Here is a 13792-nt window from a genome sequence, read left to right as displayed (position 1 = left end):
AATAGAGTGACAGTTTTGTGACAAGCCGCAAAAGAACCCGCCGGATGTGTCTCCGGCCCAAAAAACCAGGCTTGAAGGAGTATATTATGGCTGTTGTTTCCCATCCGGCGGATTACGCCGCCCCATCCGTCAAAGTCGGTCCAAAAACGGCGATGACGGCGCTTTATGTTGTGATCGGCCTCGCCGCCATGGCGGTCGCCATTCCGGCCGCGCTCGCCACGGGCGCAGCGGAGCCTGGCATGTTCGAGGAATGCTTTACCGCCTGCGCCGCGGCGCAATAGTGAGCGGCGCTTGCCCTTGCAAGCGCCCTTTCATCCGGTCCTGTAAAGACTATAGGTCAGCCCCAGCGTAATAATCAGCGTTAACAGAACGAGATAAACGGTGACGGATACCGCCCATTTCAAAAAGGCGGATATCCAGCCCGATCCATATGCCTGCCGGAACACAAGAAACGGCTGCAGCCACCCCCAGGCGAGCGGCAGCACGGCGAGCCATCTGACGCCCGGGATCTGCGCGATCAGCATCGCTATCAGCAAGTATGTGTAGAGCGCGCCATGCATATAAAGGCTGACGACAAAATGGTCGTACACGTAGTATTTTCGCCGGTAGGCGTATAACAGCAAGAGCAATAGCGCGTAGACAACGGGCGCAAGCAACAGCGTGCGCGGCAAATTCTGGCGCACTTCGGCGATAAAAAGACGGGGGTCGTGGACGGCGAACTGGCCGGCGGCGTAAATACGCTGCAGATAAGGTTCCAGCCAGTCAGGACCGTTATAGTCGGCCTCTTCCCACGGCGTCTCCTCGAATGACGCGCCTTCGCTCAGCGCTCCGTCTGCTGTTTTGTCGGCTTCATCGGCCTCTTCGAGGGCGCGGCGCAACTCGGCGGCCCCTTCCGGGTCGATCGCCTCCATTTCGGCAAGCCGCTCTTCCAGCGATGCGCTAGCAGCGCCGGAGGCCTCTTCTTCTGATTTTCCGTTCTCCAGCGCCGTTAATGAAAACGCGATGATGAAAAAGAACACGCTTGCGAACAGATACAACCGGAAAGGCGGCGAATAGCGCACGCGCTTGCCGTCGAGATACCGCCGTGCGAGCCGCCCCGGCCTCGACAACAGCAGCCAGATCGTGCGTGCGAGTTTGCCGTCAATGGCGAGCGTATCGACAAAAATATCCTGAACAAGCCCGATCACGGCGCGGCGCGGCTCGTCGGCGCGCTGCCCGCACGTATGACAAAAGGCGCCCATGAGTTTTGTATGATCGTTCTGACACTCGCTTTGCAATTGCTTCGCGCCCATGCCCTCGCCCCTCTTCGCCCGGAAGGCTTTTACGCCGTTTTTCACGCAAGAGGAACGTTTTATGACAGATCAGGCGCGCGCTAGCCGGGCAAATGTTCAAGAAAAAAGCGCACCGCGTTTTCCCCCATCACGGCGCTGATCGTTGCATCGTCAGCGCCCGCATCAATAAGCGCCTGCGTGATCGCCGCCAGTTCTGAGGCGTCGAGAGGCGTTGTCACCGCGCCGTCGAAATCGGACCCCAGCGCCACATGTTCGACGCCCAGCAAAGCCACTGCGTAAAGAATAGCGTCGGCGATACCCGCAGGCGTCGGCTCGCACACCGCCGCGTCCCAGAACCCGACGCCGATAAGGCCCCCATGATCGGCGATCATTGTCATGGTTTCATCGGAAATATTGCGCGGGCTGTCGCAGTGGCCCTTTAAGCCTGTATGCGAGACGATCACCGGCTTTTCGCTGCGCGCCAGCACATCGCGCACGACCGCCTCAGATGAATGGGCGACGTCGATAATCATGCCTTTGGACACGGCGCGGTCCACCGCTTCCGCGCCGAACGCCGATAGCCCTGCTTCCGATGTCCCGTGCAGCGAGCCGCCAAGCGCGTTATCGAAAAAATGCTGCAGTCCCATGACGCGCAGCCCCGCATTATAAAGCCGGTCGAGATTTTTAATTTCGCCTTCCAGCGGATGCGCGCCCTCCACGCCGTAAACGCCGGCCAGCGCGCCTGCGTCAAGCGCGCGGCGCAGATCACCGCTTGTCTTTACAAAGATGAAATCGCCGCCGGCGCGCGCTTCGAGCCGGTCGAGACGCGATGCCTGATAGGCGGCGCGCTCGTAAATCGAATTCCACGTTCGCACCGGCCAGGCTTGCGCGACCATCAACAAGGTGAGCGCATCCTTGTCCGACGTGTTCTCGTCGTAATTCTGATCGGGCGGCGTTTTGGTGACCGCGGTGAAGACCTGCAGCGCCACGCCGCCCTCGCGCAGCCGCGGCAGATCGGTATGACCGCGCTGGTGGCGCTTTAGCGGATCGCGCCGCCAGAGCAGCAGGTCTGAATGTAAATCAGCAATTGGAATAGTATCGTGCAAGGTCCGAGCGCGGTCTGAAATTTCATACGGCGCATGATCGATGACCGCATTATTTTCACGGTCAAAGCGCTGCGGCAGGACGCCGTAGAAAACAGCCGCGCCGGCAATAATCAGCGCCGCGATCGCCAAAGCAATCCATCTCATGAACGCCCTCCCGGTTTTTTATGAGCGTGCTGCGGGTTTTTTACAGCGTCAACATGGATATTGATTTCTATCTGCAAAAAGCGCGTTTCTGGCGGGAATCAACGCCGCCCTCGAAACATCGCCGTTTCAAGATCCGCCGCCTCGTCCACATCGCGCAACGTTTCCAGCATGCGCACATCGAAACTTTCCGGCAGCGTTTTCAGCGTGTCGGCGAGCGTATGTTCACTCGACCATCTGACGCTGTCGAACAGGTCCGGCGCGGCGCGGCGGCGTGCGAGGCCGATAAGCCAAAATCCGCCGTCCGCCGCCGGCCCGAAGACGGCGTCGGCGCCGCGCAGGCGTTTGAACGCCTCGCGCAAATGCCGCGCGCGAAGACCCGGCGCGTCGGCCCCGATGATCACGACCGGGCCGGGCGGCGCGGTGCGAAAGATCCGCGCCATGCGCGCGCCGAGATCGCCCGGCCCTTGCGCAACGCGGCGAAAACGCGGTGGCCAGAAACGCGCGCGCTTGTGCGCCGCAGCGGGCGGATCGACCGCGAGCACTGTTTCCCACGACCCTTTTTGCGCTTCGGCGATCGTCCAGTCCGTCATGATACGGAATAACGCCGCGGCCCGCCCCATGCCGACCACCGCCCCGAGACGGGTTTTCACCCGACCCGCCACCGGCGCTTTCAAAAAGATATAGACAGTTTCGCGCATCGGTTTTCTATTTCAGCCTTCTTGGGGTGAAGACAGCTGTTTTTTCGTCTCATGAGATTTCTTTTTTTTGCCATCATAATCCCGGGCCAGCGCCTCCGGCTTGCTCCCCAAATGATACCGCATCAAGATCGCCGCATTTTTCATCACCCGGCGAGCATAGCCGTCGCGCGCGTAGCGTTCAGCGGATGTCAGCGCTTTTGATTGCAAGATGTGCAGCGCGCCGCGCCCTTTCACCCGGATGAGCCGGCGAATAAAGTCCACATCCTCCATCAGCGGCAAATCCGCATAACCGCCGGTTTCATTGTAGAGCGTTTTTGAAATCAACAGCCCCTGATCGCCATAAGGCGTCCTGAAAATGCGCGCGCGCGCCATGGCGCCGGCGGCGACAATGCGCGGCGCAGCCCCTTGCGTATCGAACCGCATCGTAAAGACAGCCGCTTTGTCAGGGTGCGCATCAATAAACCGGCGCGCTTCATCGTCCCAGCCCCCCTCCAGCACGGTGTCCGCGTGCAGGAACAAATACCATTCGCCTTTCGCGGCGAGCGCCCCGGCCATCAGTTGACCGCCGCGGCCCTGCGGCGCGGCGATAACGCGCGCGCCGAACCCTTCCGCGATTTCAACCGTTTTGTCCTGCGATCCGCCATCGACGACGATCACTTCGCGCACAAGCTCCATCATTGCAGCGGGAACGATCGCATTCAGGCATTCGGCGAGACGCGCTTCGGCGTCGAGCGCAGGGATGACGACAGAGATCATGCCATCTAGTTACCGGCGCCCGGCGCGCTTGTCGCCTCGCCGTGCGATAGAAATATCGTGAACGCCGCCTAGCAGCGGCGGTTATGGCCCAGCATGCTCAACAACAAACCGTTCGAAAAAATAAAACCCGCAACAAGCCAGAGAAACATGTTCTCCGCCCATGCCTGATCCTTGAAAATAGCCGGCAGCCCGAGCATCGCGCCGGCCCATAAAATAGCATGCGCAATCAGCGCCATGCTGGTTCTTTTTTTGCCTGGTTCTTGCATTTTTCTCTCTCCTTTATTCACTACCGCCGTCTCGCCGTCCGGCGAACAGAAACGCAACAAAGACCGCCGCGCCAATGCCTGCGCCTACGGCAATGTCGTTGAGCGCGACGCCCGTGGCCGCGCCAACGCCTGCGCCCACGCCGATCGCCAATCCCATATTCTTCTTCATGCTTCAGCCTCCTTTTCATCCGGCGTAAAAATCGCCTCAATCGGCTCTCCAAACACTTTCGCAATTTTGAAAGCCAGCGGCAGCGACGGATCGTATTTGCCGCGCTCGATGGAGTTTACTGTCTGGCGCGAAACATCCAGCCTTTCCGCCAGGTCGCTCTGCGACCATTTCATCTGCGCCCGCAGCGCTTTCAAGCGGTTCTCCATTTCAGCAATCATCGCCCATGAAGCGGCGCGCGAGCGACCACACGACAATCAGAAACGGCGTGAACCAGATGAAATCGTCTTCATAGGCGAAGACGCCATAGGTCTTCAGAAAGCCGAGTACGGACGATGCGACAATCGCGATCACCAGCGTCGCCGCCGCCGCGTTCGCCTGAATGCGTTGCTGGCGTTCATCCATGCGCCTGTAAAAACGCACCATGACATAACACGCAGCAGCGATAGCGATGGCCGGAACCAGCGCCACAAAGGCGAGCAGCGGACCGTTATCCAGAATCCGCGCAAGGCTGCCGGCGATGAATACGGCGGCCACGTAAACCGCCATCACCGAAAACAGTTCAACCATGTGACGGCGCCTGGCTTTTTTGATGCGTTCGGACATGTTCCGCACCCCTTTCTGATCTGTAACCGCTTTGCCGGCGGCGCTTTCGCGCCAGAAAATTGTCAAGTAGCTTTGACATAAGGCGGCGTCCCCGCGCTGTCAAGTGTCCTTGTCATTGTAAGATGAGGAAAAAATGTTCTTGCTTTGTTCTGTTCCGGTGATAGCGTCCGGCCATGGCCCGCGCCGCGCACCTTTCCTTTACCCCGCCTCGCCGCCCGAAAATGGGGGAAGACCAGGCTGACCAGCGTTCCTCCGCCCGGGACGCCGCCCCCGCCGCCATTCAGGGGCCAGCCGATGAACGGGCGAGCATCAAGGGAGCCGCCAAGGGAAAGGGGCGCGGCGCGCGGTCAAACGCGTCGGGCCGGTATGAAAAGGACCGGCGCGAAGATCTCGACGACGGCTGGGATAGCGACGAAGACTTGGCGCCCCTGCGCACCGATGTGACGCTGGAAAAGCCGAAAAAGATCATCACCTTCAACAACTCGCCTTATGTGGGCTTTGACCGGTCGATCAATCCCTATCGCGGCTGCGAGCATGGCTGCATTTATTGTTTCGCACGGCCGAGCCACGCCTATATGGGCCTGTCGCCCGGTCTCGATTTTGAATCGAAGCTGTTCGCCAAACCGTCCGCTCCCAAACTGCTGGAAAAGGAGCTTTCCGATAAAAATTACCGCCCGCAGGTGATCGCCATGGGGACGAACACCGACCCCTACCAGCCAATCGAGCGCAAGTTCCAGATCATGCGCGGCATCCTGACGGTTTTTTCGCGCTTCAATCATCCCGTCACCATACTGACGAAATCCCAGAACATCACCCGCGATCTTGATATTTTATCGCCCATGGCGGAAAAAAACCTGACCCGCGCGATGATTTCCATCACTACCGAAGATAAAGCGCTCGCCCGCTCCATGGAGCCGCGCGCCTCGGCGCCGCATGGGCGGTTCGAGGCGATCCGGCAACTTGTCGGCGCCGGCGTTGTAACGGGCGTCATGACCGGCCCGATGATCCCCGGCCTCAATGACGACGAAATGGAAAGCATCATGGAAAAGGCGGCTGAGGCCGGCGCAAGTTTTTCCGCTTTCACGGTGCTGCGCCTGCCGCTTGAAGTCTCGCCCCTGTTTCAGGAATGGCTGGAGACCTTTGCGCCCTCCCGCGCCAAGCGCATCATGCGCCATATTCGCGAGATGAACGGCGGGCGCGATTACGATCCGCACTGGTCGCGCGGGCGCGAAATCAAGACGCCCTACGCCAAGCTCATCGGCCAGCGCAACGCCCGCGCCCGCGCGCGCCTTGGCTTCGACCGCGAACGCACGCCCCTCGATTTGTCGCTGTTTCGCGTGCCGGCGGAGGTTTCCGGGCAGATGGATTTATTCGGGTAAAATCCAAAAAGCCGTGCTATAATCGTCATCTTTTCAAGGGGGCGATCGACATGGACAGAAGAAGATTTGTGGCCGGCGCCGGCGGTTTGATGTTTTCAACCACCGCCGGAACTTTTGCATTAGCGAAAAGCGACAAGACGCTCGTGATGCCGAGCGACGCCTGCAGGCCGACGGTGCTGCAGACGCCGGGGCCATACATCACCGCCGACAATCCGTTGCGTTCCGACATTCGCGAAGGATTGCAGGGCGCAGTCCTGCAGCTCGATATCAAGGTTACGGAGCCGATTGCTTGCGCGCCGGCGCCGGGCGTTGTTGTCGATATCTGGCAATGTGACGCCATTGGGCGCTACGCCGGTTTCGTGAATGCGAATTTCGATCTGAATTCGCTGCGCATGACGGGCCCGGGCGCGGATTACACCAGCGAATCCTTCCTGCGCGGCCGTCAGGTTACGGATGAAAACGGCGTCGCGCGCTTCACCACGATCATCCCGGGCTGGTACGTGCCGCGTCTGCCGCATATTCATGCGCGCGCGGTCATGCCCGATCTGGACTGGACGGCGATGTCGACGCAACTTTATTTCCCGCGCGATCTCGAAACCGCGGTTTTTGAAACTGCGCCTTATGCGTCGCGCGGGCCGAACCCCATCGGACCCGACCGCGACATTGTCATCAAAGGCGACAGCCGCGCGCTGAAAGCCCTGACCCTCGACGTTAAAAAGGATGGCGACAGCTATAAGGCTGCATTCGATCTCTCCATGGGGTAATTTTAACCCGTAGGCCTCCGGCGAATTTTGGTTTGGCGCGACTCGCGGCAGAAAGCCTTGTCGCTTAAGGATACGATCATGCCCGCCGTCACGCCCTCATTTGAAATCGAAAACACCTATTCCGGCCTCATCGCCGGCATTGACGAGGCGGGGCGCGGACCATGGGCGGGACCGGTTGTCGCCGCCGCCGTCATCCTCGACCGCGACAATGTTCCGGCGGATTTGCGCGATTCCAAAACGCTCGCCGAAAAGCGCCGCGAGGCGATCGCCGCCGATATCTACGCACGCGCGACTGTAAGCGTGGGCGTCGCCAGCGTTGCGGAAATCGATGCGCTGAATATTTTGCAGGCGACCTTCCTCGCCATGGCGCGCGCCGAAGCCGCGCTCGCGCGCAGACCCGGCGTCTGCATAGTCGACGGCTCGCAAAAACCGAAACTGAAAACACGTACGGAAATGGTCGTGAAAGGCGACGCAAAATCGCTTTCCATCGCTGCGGCGTCGATCATCGCCAAGACGGCGCGCGACAGGATGATGCGCGATCTTGCGATTGACCATCCGCATTACGCCTGGGAAAAAAACAAGGGCTACGGCGCGCCCGCGCACCGGGCGGGACTGGAGGCTTTTGGCGTCACACCACATCATCGCAAAAGTTTCGCACCCATCCACAATATGTTGTATGCGGACTCTTGATTGCGGGGCTGCGTTAACCTTGGTTACTAACCTCTTAACGCGCTGACTCCATTGAAACATTCCGCTTAAGGCTTGACGGCGGAATCGCGCCGACTCAAAGTGCCGCTCCAGTTTTTACGGGCTGCGCGAGCGAGGGGCGACACCATGCCGGCGAAAAAGAAAAACACGGCGGCAAACACCGTCGAACCGTTTCTCGACAAGATTATTGCGGGCGACTGCATCGCGGCGATGAAGAAGCTGCCCGATGCCTGCATCGATCTGGTCTTCGCCGACCCGCCCTATAATTTGCAGCTTGGCGGCGATTTAACGCGCCCGGATAATTCGCGCGTCGACGGCGTCGATGACGACTGGGACAAGTTCGATTCATTCAAGGCGTATGACGAATTCACGAGAGAATGGCTGACGCAAGCGCGGCGCGTTTTAAAGCCGCATGGCGCGATCTGGGTGATCGGCTCATACCACAATATATTCCGTGTCGGGACGGCTATTCAGGATACGGGTTTCTGGATTTTGAACGATGTCATCTGGCGAAAGACCAACCCGATGCCGAATTTTCGCGGCACGCGCCTGACCAACGCCCATGAAACACTGATCTGGGCGGCGCGCGATCAAAAATCGAAATACACGTTTAACTACCGCGCGCTGAAAACCGCCAATGACGATTTACAGATGCGATCCGACTGGGAATTGCCGATCTGCACCGGCAATGAACGCATCAAGGGCGCGGACGGCGTAAAAACCCACCCGACACAAAAGCCGGAATCGCTGCTCTACCGCATCCTCATCGGCTCGACCAATCCAGGCGATGTGGTGCTCGACCCGTTTTTCGGCTCCGGCACCACTGGCGCGGCGGCGAAATATCTGGGGCGGCGCTTCATCGGGGCGGAACGCGACAAGACTTATATCGCGGCGGCGAAAAAACGCATCGCACGCGTCAAGCCGCTGGCGGGCGACGACCTTGTCACGCAGCCTTCGCCGAAAGCGGCGCCGCGCGTGCCCTTCGGCCAGGTGATTGAAACGAAACTGATCAAGCCGGGCGCGAGCCTTTATTCGCGCAACAAGAACCACCGGGCGAAAGTGCGCGCCGACGGCTCGCTCTATGTCAAGGACGGCGAGACGGAAATTCAGGGCTCGATCCACAAGGTCGGCGCCGCCGTGCAGAAAGCCGAAGCGTGCAACGGCTGGACCTATTGGCACTATGAAGAAAAGACGGGCCTGAAGCCCATCGACTTTTTGCGCGACAAGATCCGCAAAAGCATGGCGGGGTGAGTCGCCCGCAGGCATCTTCCCTTACTCGCCCTCAAGATCGGATGATTGCCAAACGTCACAAGCCAAGTAATTTGGCAATATGCATTCGGACGAAGACACCTCACGCATCATCCGCCGTCTTTTACGTGTCAATCACTCCGGCGAGCACGGGGCTGTAGCGATATATTCATCCCAAATCGCCGGAGCGAAAAAACGCTATCCTGAAATTCTGCCCTGGCTGGAAGAAACGCTCAGTCATGAGATCCAGCACAGAGCCGCCTTTCTTGACGCGATGCCGGCCCGCAATGCGAAACCTTGCAGAGCCATGTACGTTTGGAAACACGGCGGCGCCGTACTCGGCTGGATCACCAGCCTGTTCGGCAAGTCCGGCGTGATGATCTGCACCGCTGCAGTAGAGCGCACTGTCCACGGGCATCTTGTCGAACAGATTGCTTTTCTCAGAACCAATGACCCGCAGCTTGCAGAGACTGTTTCATGCATTCTGAGTGAAGAAGATCAGCATCTTGAAGCGGCGGAACGACAGCACAATTCGAATTCCTTTTTTGCGAAACTGCTTTCCAGCGTAGTTTCACTGGCTACGGAAACCCTCATTCTTGTTTCAACGCGCGGAGATTCTTTGAGGTTACGCGCAAAGCTCTCAAAGTCGTGATCCGGGATTTGATCCGGTGTCTAGAATGACAATTCGGATTTAAGTTGAATTGCGGGTTAAGTCAGCAATAGTCGACTGCTCTAGTTTGCAGGCGGCTGCTCCGTCCAGTAAAGCGCATCCGTGTTATACCCCATCTCTTCCAGCGTATTCAGCGCGTCCGCGCGGGTCTCGACCGAAATCGTCGGCGTACGGGATAATATCCACAAATACCGCCCTTGCGGTTCGCCGACCAGCGATAGCGAATAATCCTCCGCCAGATCGAGAATCCAGTAGTCGCCCCAGAACGGTCCGAAGAAACTGACCTCCAGTTTTGCGTTAGTGGTTTCATCGACGATGCGCGCGCGGCCTTCCGCGACTTGCCTTTCGCCGTCCGTCGATCCCTTGCGGCAAGTGTTCGTCACAGAAATAAGACCGTCCTCGCGCCGGCCGTATTCGGCGGTGACGCCCTCGCAGTTTTTTTCGAAATTATTGGGGAAACGTGCGATTTCATACCAGCGGCCGAGATAGCGATCGATATCTACATCATTGGCGGTCTCCAGCGGGCCGGCGTCAGCCGCGCGGTTCACCGGCGGCTTGGAGCAGGCGGCGAGCGCCGCCGCGGACATCATTACCGTCAAAATTTGCAGCGCGGCTGTCTTCATCGCGTCCCCTCGCATCGAACATGACTCATCGTTCACCTGATAACACGCCGACTGCGCAATCATTGCAGGAACAAGTCCCGGGCCGCCAGTGTTAACCATGCTTAGTTTGCAAAAAAGGAGTCTGACATGACAAAGACAATGCAATTTGCCGGCGCCGCCATGGCCGCCCTTCTTGCGGCGTCCTGCGGCGGTTCCGACAACGCCGAATACAGCGAGAACGACAACGGCGCGGCGAACACGCAATATTCGCAAAATAACGATACGATGAGCGATGACACTATGAGCGATGACGGTGCGGCGGATAGTAATCGCGCCGATAATCGATATAGCGACACGGCGTCGACAACGTCTGCGGCTAATCGCGGCTATACGGACAACGCGACTGCGGCTGACGCCATGAACGCTGAAGGCGATAGCATGGCCGCCATGGCCGAAGGCGAAACGCTGACCCTCACCGTGGCGCAAAGCGATGAATATGGCCGCTATCTGGCCGACGGCGAAGGCCGGCCGCTTTATATCTTCACCGCCGATACGCAAGGCGATGTGACGCGCGAGGCGCGCATGTCATGCTCTGGCCAGTGTCTTGACGCGTGGCCTGCGGTGACCAGCGACGGCGAGCCGGCGACCGAAGGCGCGGTTCAGCTTTCGCTGATCGATACGATGGAGAAAAACGGCGAAACGTATGTGACCTATGACGGCTGGCCGCTTTATTACTTCGCCAGCGACGCCGCGCCAGGAGAGCCGAAAGGCCAGGAGATCGAAAGCTTTGGCGGCGAATGGTCGCTTGTCACGCCGCAAGGCATGAAAGTCGCCAGTACGCAGTAGCAAGCTGCGGCGATCACGATTCTAAAAGCGGCGGCCTTTTATAAAAGGCCGCCGTTTTTGCACCCGCGAACAAAATTCGCTGGCGCTATTTCATGTGCACCTACTGCCCATGCCGCGATGATTGCTGATCACCGCTTCTTTTCTGAAGCGAGACCAACCGCCTTTTTCATTACCGTAGGGAGTTTAGCCTTGGCCGGCGCGATCCACTGCTGCTGCGCAGTGCGGCGAAACCCCTTTGGCGCGGGCGCGGTATAAACATCAAGGGTCAAGTGAAAATGCGTAAAAACATGCGTGATTTTACCGATATAGTTCCAATTCGCGCTGGCGGGGGCGGCGGTGAAAACGTCCGTGGCCTTATCCGGCGTCCATGCCGTGCCCGGCAGCCCCAGCATGCCGCCGAGGAGGCCCTTTTCGGGACGGCGTTCAAATAGCATTGCGCCTTTTGTATTCACCAGTGCGAAGACTGCGCCTTTCCGGTTGGGTCTCGGCTTTTTTTGCGCCTTTCGCGGAAACTCCGGCTGACGTCCCAGCGCTAACGCTTCGCAGACGGATGAAACAGGGCACAACAGGCAAGCCGGCGATTTCGGCCTGCAGATTTGCGCGCCGAGATCCATCATGGCTTGCGCAAAATCACCGGAGCGTTGCGCCGGCCAGATTTCGCCTGCGCGCTCTTTTATTTCCGGTTTCGCCGCCGGCATCGGCGTATCGATGGCGAAAAGGCGCGAGACGACGCGCTCAATATTGCCGTCCACAACCACCGCACGCCTGTCGAATGCAATTGCAGCAATCGCCGCCGCCGTATAATCGCCAACCCCGGGAAGGCTTTTCAACTCTTCTTCAGTATCCGGAAAACCGCCGCGCGTCGCGACCTCTACCGCGCATTTGTGCAGATTGCGCGCCCTTGCGTAATAACCAAGCCCCGCCCACGCCCCCAGAATATCGTCCAGCGGCGCAGCCGCCATGTCTTCCACCGTTGGCCATCGTTTTAAAAATTCGGCATATCGCGGCGTGACTGTCGCAACGGTTGTCTGTTGCAGCATGATTTCAGAAAGCCAGACAGCGTAAGGATCCGGGCGCCCGTTTCTTTCGGCGCCGCTTTGTCTTGCCTTCGGCCCAACCCGCCAGGGCAGATCGCGCGCGTTTTTATCATACCAGCGCAGCAGACGGCGGGCGACGAGATTTCGCGGCGATTTTTTTTCAGCGTTTTTGTGTGCAAGCGTATCGGATGCCATTCGCGGTGTTATGATAGCCTCACAGAAAAACGCCAAGATAGAAATTGTCATGCAGCGCCACATGAAAACCAGACCAGCCCGGCGCGCGCCGCCGAAACTCGCCCGCGCCAGCGCCAATATTTTTGCGGCGCTCGCGAAGAAAACAAAATTTATCGACCCCTCGCTCGCCGAAAGCTGGCCAGCGCTGGCTGGCGAGCGGATCGCGGCGCTGTCGCGACCGGGCCGGATCACCGGCCAGGGCCGTGACAAAACTCTTGAAATCCATGTTCGCGACGGCGCCGCCGCTTCGGAAGTGCAAATGCAGTCCGATGAGCTGATCCGCCGTCTTAACGCGTATCTGGGCCCGCGCAGCCTCGCGCGGCTGCATATTCGCCAATCCGGCCGGGCGCGCGCAACGCCCCCCCGGCCCGAAGCCCGAGAAGCGGACGACGACAGCCCGCTAGGCGCGGCGCTCGCGTCTTTCCGCTCCGCCGTGAAAAGGCGCAATCCGGACCGCTGATTGGGGCGACACGGCTTGCTATTCGCTGCGCCATCGGCGATTTTGCAGGTCAACCCGCTTTTGTTTTGAAAAGGTTTTCCCGATGTCTCTTTCGCTTACCCCGTTTCGGTCCGCCGCGCTCGCCGCCAGTTTTGCCTTCGCCCTCGCAGCGTGCGGCGGGGCCAATTCTTCCGGATCCGGCGACCCTGCGGACGGGGACGCGCCGGCTGCGGGATCAGCGGACGCCGAAATCACAGAAGGCGACGGCGCACTTTCCGACATGACCGTCGGGTCCGCTGATGCGCCGGTGACGGTGATAGAATACGCATCCACCACTTGCCCGCACTGCGCGACCTTCCACGAGACTGTTTATCCGGAAATCAAGGAAAAATACGTCGACACCGGCAAGGTTCGCTTCGTCTTCCGCGAATTCCCGACCGCGCCCGCCAACCTCGCCTTTGCCTCATCCATGCTGGCCCGCTGCGCCGCCGACAAGGGCGGCACGGACGCCTATTTCGTTGTGCTGGACGCGCTTTTCAAAACCCAGCGCACATGGATCGGCAGCGCCACGCCGCGCGCGGAGCTGTTAAAGATCGCGGCGCAGGCGAATATGACTGAATCTGACTTCGATGCTTGCGTAAATAGACAGGAATTGGTTGATTTTCTTAACGAAAACATTAGCGAAGGCAGCCAGAAATACAATATTTCGTCCACGCCGAGCTTTGTTGTTAATGGTGAGACCCGTCACTTTTCATCGGCCGAGGATTTCTCCGAAGCGATCGACGCCGCTCTCGCCGACGCTGGGGAATAAACCGCAACGCCAAATCGTCTTTACGGTCTTGGCCTTGGGCC

At 59.2% G+C, this 13792-nt stretch carries 19 protein-coding genes; 9 read left to right on the top strand and 10 right to left on the bottom strand.

Annotated elements, in window-relative coordinates; translation table 11 throughout:
- Window positions 1–86 precede the first annotated feature (86 nt).
- The gene (locus ACQK2Q_RS17340; protein ID WP_425411003.1) at window positions 87–281 is read left to right on the top strand and encodes a hypothetical protein; all 195 of its coding nucleotides are present in this window, start codon (window positions 87–89) and stop codon (window positions 279–281) included.
- Window positions 282–311: 30 nt separating this feature from the next.
- On the opposite strand, the gene ACQK2Q_RS17335 is transcribed toward ACQK2Q_RS17340, so the two are convergent.
- The 8 genes from ACQK2Q_RS17335 to ACQK2Q_RS17300 all read right to left on the bottom strand — a co-directional run bounded on the left by ACQK2Q_RS17335 (window position 312) and on the right by ACQK2Q_RS17300 (window position 5013).
- Window positions 312–1292 (bottom strand): DUF3667 domain-containing protein, encoded by a 981-nt coding sequence (locus ACQK2Q_RS17335; RefSeq protein WP_425411002.1) that lies wholly within the window; start codon window positions 1290–1292, stop codon window positions 312–314.
- A gap of 80 nt (window positions 1293–1372) precedes the next feature.
- Entirely contained in the window at window positions 1373–2521 is a 1149-nt protein-coding gene (locus ACQK2Q_RS17330; RefSeq protein ID WP_425411001.1) for a dipeptidase, read from the bottom strand.
- A 98-nt stretch (window positions 2522–2619) separates the two neighbouring features.
- Window positions 2620–3219 (bottom strand): TIGR04282 family arsenosugar biosynthesis glycosyltransferase, encoded by a 600-nt coding sequence (locus ACQK2Q_RS17325; RefSeq protein ID WP_425411000.1) that lies wholly within the window; start codon window positions 3217–3219, stop codon window positions 2620–2622.
- Between the two features lie 12 nt (window positions 3220–3231).
- Window positions 3232–3975 (bottom strand): TIGR04283 family arsenosugar biosynthesis glycosyltransferase, encoded by a 744-nt coding sequence (locus ACQK2Q_RS17320; protein WP_425410999.1) that lies wholly within the window; start codon window positions 3973–3975, stop codon window positions 3232–3234.
- A 68-nt stretch (window positions 3976–4043) separates the two neighbouring features.
- Window positions 4044–4241 carry a hypothetical protein gene (locus ACQK2Q_RS17315; protein WP_425410998.1) on the bottom strand — a complete coding sequence of 66 codons (198 nt, stop codon included), beginning with the start codon at window positions 4239–4241 and terminating at the stop codon, window positions 4044–4046.
- A 13-nt stretch (window positions 4242–4254) separates the two neighbouring features.
- A complete protein-coding gene (locus tag ACQK2Q_RS17310; protein WP_425410997.1) occupies window positions 4255–4410 on the bottom strand; it encodes a hypothetical protein in 156 nt (51 codons plus the stop codon).
- On the bottom strand, window positions 4407–4616 hold the full coding sequence (locus ACQK2Q_RS17305; protein WP_425410996.1) for a helix-turn-helix transcriptional regulator: 210 nt from the start codon (window positions 4614–4616) through the stop codon (window positions 4407–4409). The genes ACQK2Q_RS17310 and ACQK2Q_RS17305 overlap by 4 nt, the downstream gene beginning before the upstream one ends.
- A gap of 1 nt (window position 4617) precedes the next feature.
- Window positions 4618–5013, bottom strand: a complete 396-nt coding sequence (locus ACQK2Q_RS17300) for a hypothetical protein (RefSeq protein WP_425410995.1) — start codon at window positions 5011–5013, stop codon at window positions 4618–4620.
- A 173-nt stretch (window positions 5014–5186) separates the two neighbouring features.
- Between ACQK2Q_RS17300 and ACQK2Q_RS17295 the strand changes: the two genes are divergently transcribed.
- The 5 genes from ACQK2Q_RS17295 (at window position 5187) to ACQK2Q_RS17275 (ending at window position 9764) form a co-directional block, all read left to right on the top strand.
- Entirely contained in the window at window positions 5187–6392 is a 1206-nt protein-coding gene (locus ACQK2Q_RS17295; protein WP_425410994.1) for a PA0069 family radical SAM protein, read from the top strand.
- A gap of 50 nt (window positions 6393–6442) precedes the next feature.
- Window positions 6443–7156, top strand: coding sequence for a hypothetical protein (locus ACQK2Q_RS17290; RefSeq protein WP_425410993.1), 714 nt, complete (start codon window positions 6443–6445; stop codon window positions 7154–7156).
- A 78-nt stretch (window positions 7157–7234) separates the two neighbouring features.
- Complete coding sequence (locus ACQK2Q_RS17285; RefSeq protein ID WP_425410992.1) at window positions 7235–7846, top strand: ribonuclease HII; 612 nt, start codon at window positions 7235–7237, stop codon at window positions 7844–7846.
- Between the two features lie 144 nt (window positions 7847–7990).
- Window positions 7991–9115: a site-specific DNA-methyltransferase gene (locus ACQK2Q_RS17280; RefSeq protein ID WP_425410991.1), complete on the top strand. Its 1125-nt coding sequence runs from the start codon at window positions 7991–7993 to the stop codon at window positions 9113–9115.
- Between the two features lie 79 nt (window positions 9116–9194).
- Window positions 9195–9764, top strand: a complete 570-nt coding sequence (locus ACQK2Q_RS17275; RefSeq protein ID WP_425410990.1) for a demethoxyubiquinone hydroxylase family protein — start codon at window positions 9195–9197, stop codon at window positions 9762–9764.
- An 80-nt stretch (window positions 9765–9844) separates the two neighbouring features.
- On the opposite strand, the gene ACQK2Q_RS17270 is transcribed toward ACQK2Q_RS17275, so the two are convergent.
- Window positions 9845–10405, bottom strand: coding sequence for a lipocalin family protein (locus tag ACQK2Q_RS17270; RefSeq protein WP_425410989.1), 561 nt, complete (start codon window positions 10403–10405; stop codon window positions 9845–9847).
- 126 nt (window positions 10406–10531) lie between these two features.
- Between ACQK2Q_RS17270 and ACQK2Q_RS17265 the strand changes: the two genes are divergently transcribed.
- On the top strand, window positions 10532–11230 hold the full coding sequence (locus ACQK2Q_RS17265; RefSeq protein WP_425410988.1) for a COG4315 family predicted lipoprotein: 699 nt from the start codon (window positions 10532–10534) through the stop codon (window positions 11228–11230).
- Window positions 11231–11358: 128 nt separating this feature from the next.
- Here ACQK2Q_RS17265 and mutY read toward each other — a convergent pair whose 3' ends face one another.
- On the bottom strand, window positions 11359–12462 hold the full coding sequence (gene mutY / locus ACQK2Q_RS17260) for an A/G-specific adenine glycosylase (protein ID WP_425410987.1): 1104 nt from the start codon (window positions 12460–12462) through the stop codon (window positions 11359–11361).
- A gap of 61 nt (window positions 12463–12523) precedes the next feature.
- Between mutY and ACQK2Q_RS17255 the strand changes: the two genes are divergently transcribed.
- Window positions 12524–12961 (top strand): DciA family protein, encoded by a 438-nt coding sequence (locus tag ACQK2Q_RS17255; protein WP_425410986.1) that lies wholly within the window; start codon window positions 12524–12526, stop codon window positions 12959–12961.
- Window positions 12962–13043: 82 nt separating this feature from the next.
- A complete protein-coding gene (locus ACQK2Q_RS17250; RefSeq protein WP_425410985.1) occupies window positions 13044–13751 on the top strand; it encodes a DsbA family protein in 708 nt (235 codons plus the stop codon).
- Window positions 13752–13792: the final 41 nt, after the last annotated feature.

It is taken from the genome of Hyphococcus sp., assembly GCF_965228385.1.
Lineage (GTDB): Bacteria > Pseudomonadota > Alphaproteobacteria > Caulobacterales > Parvularculaceae > Hyphococcus.
Note: the sequence above shows the minus strand (reverse complement) of the source record. Positions and strands in the feature narration are given on the sequence as shown.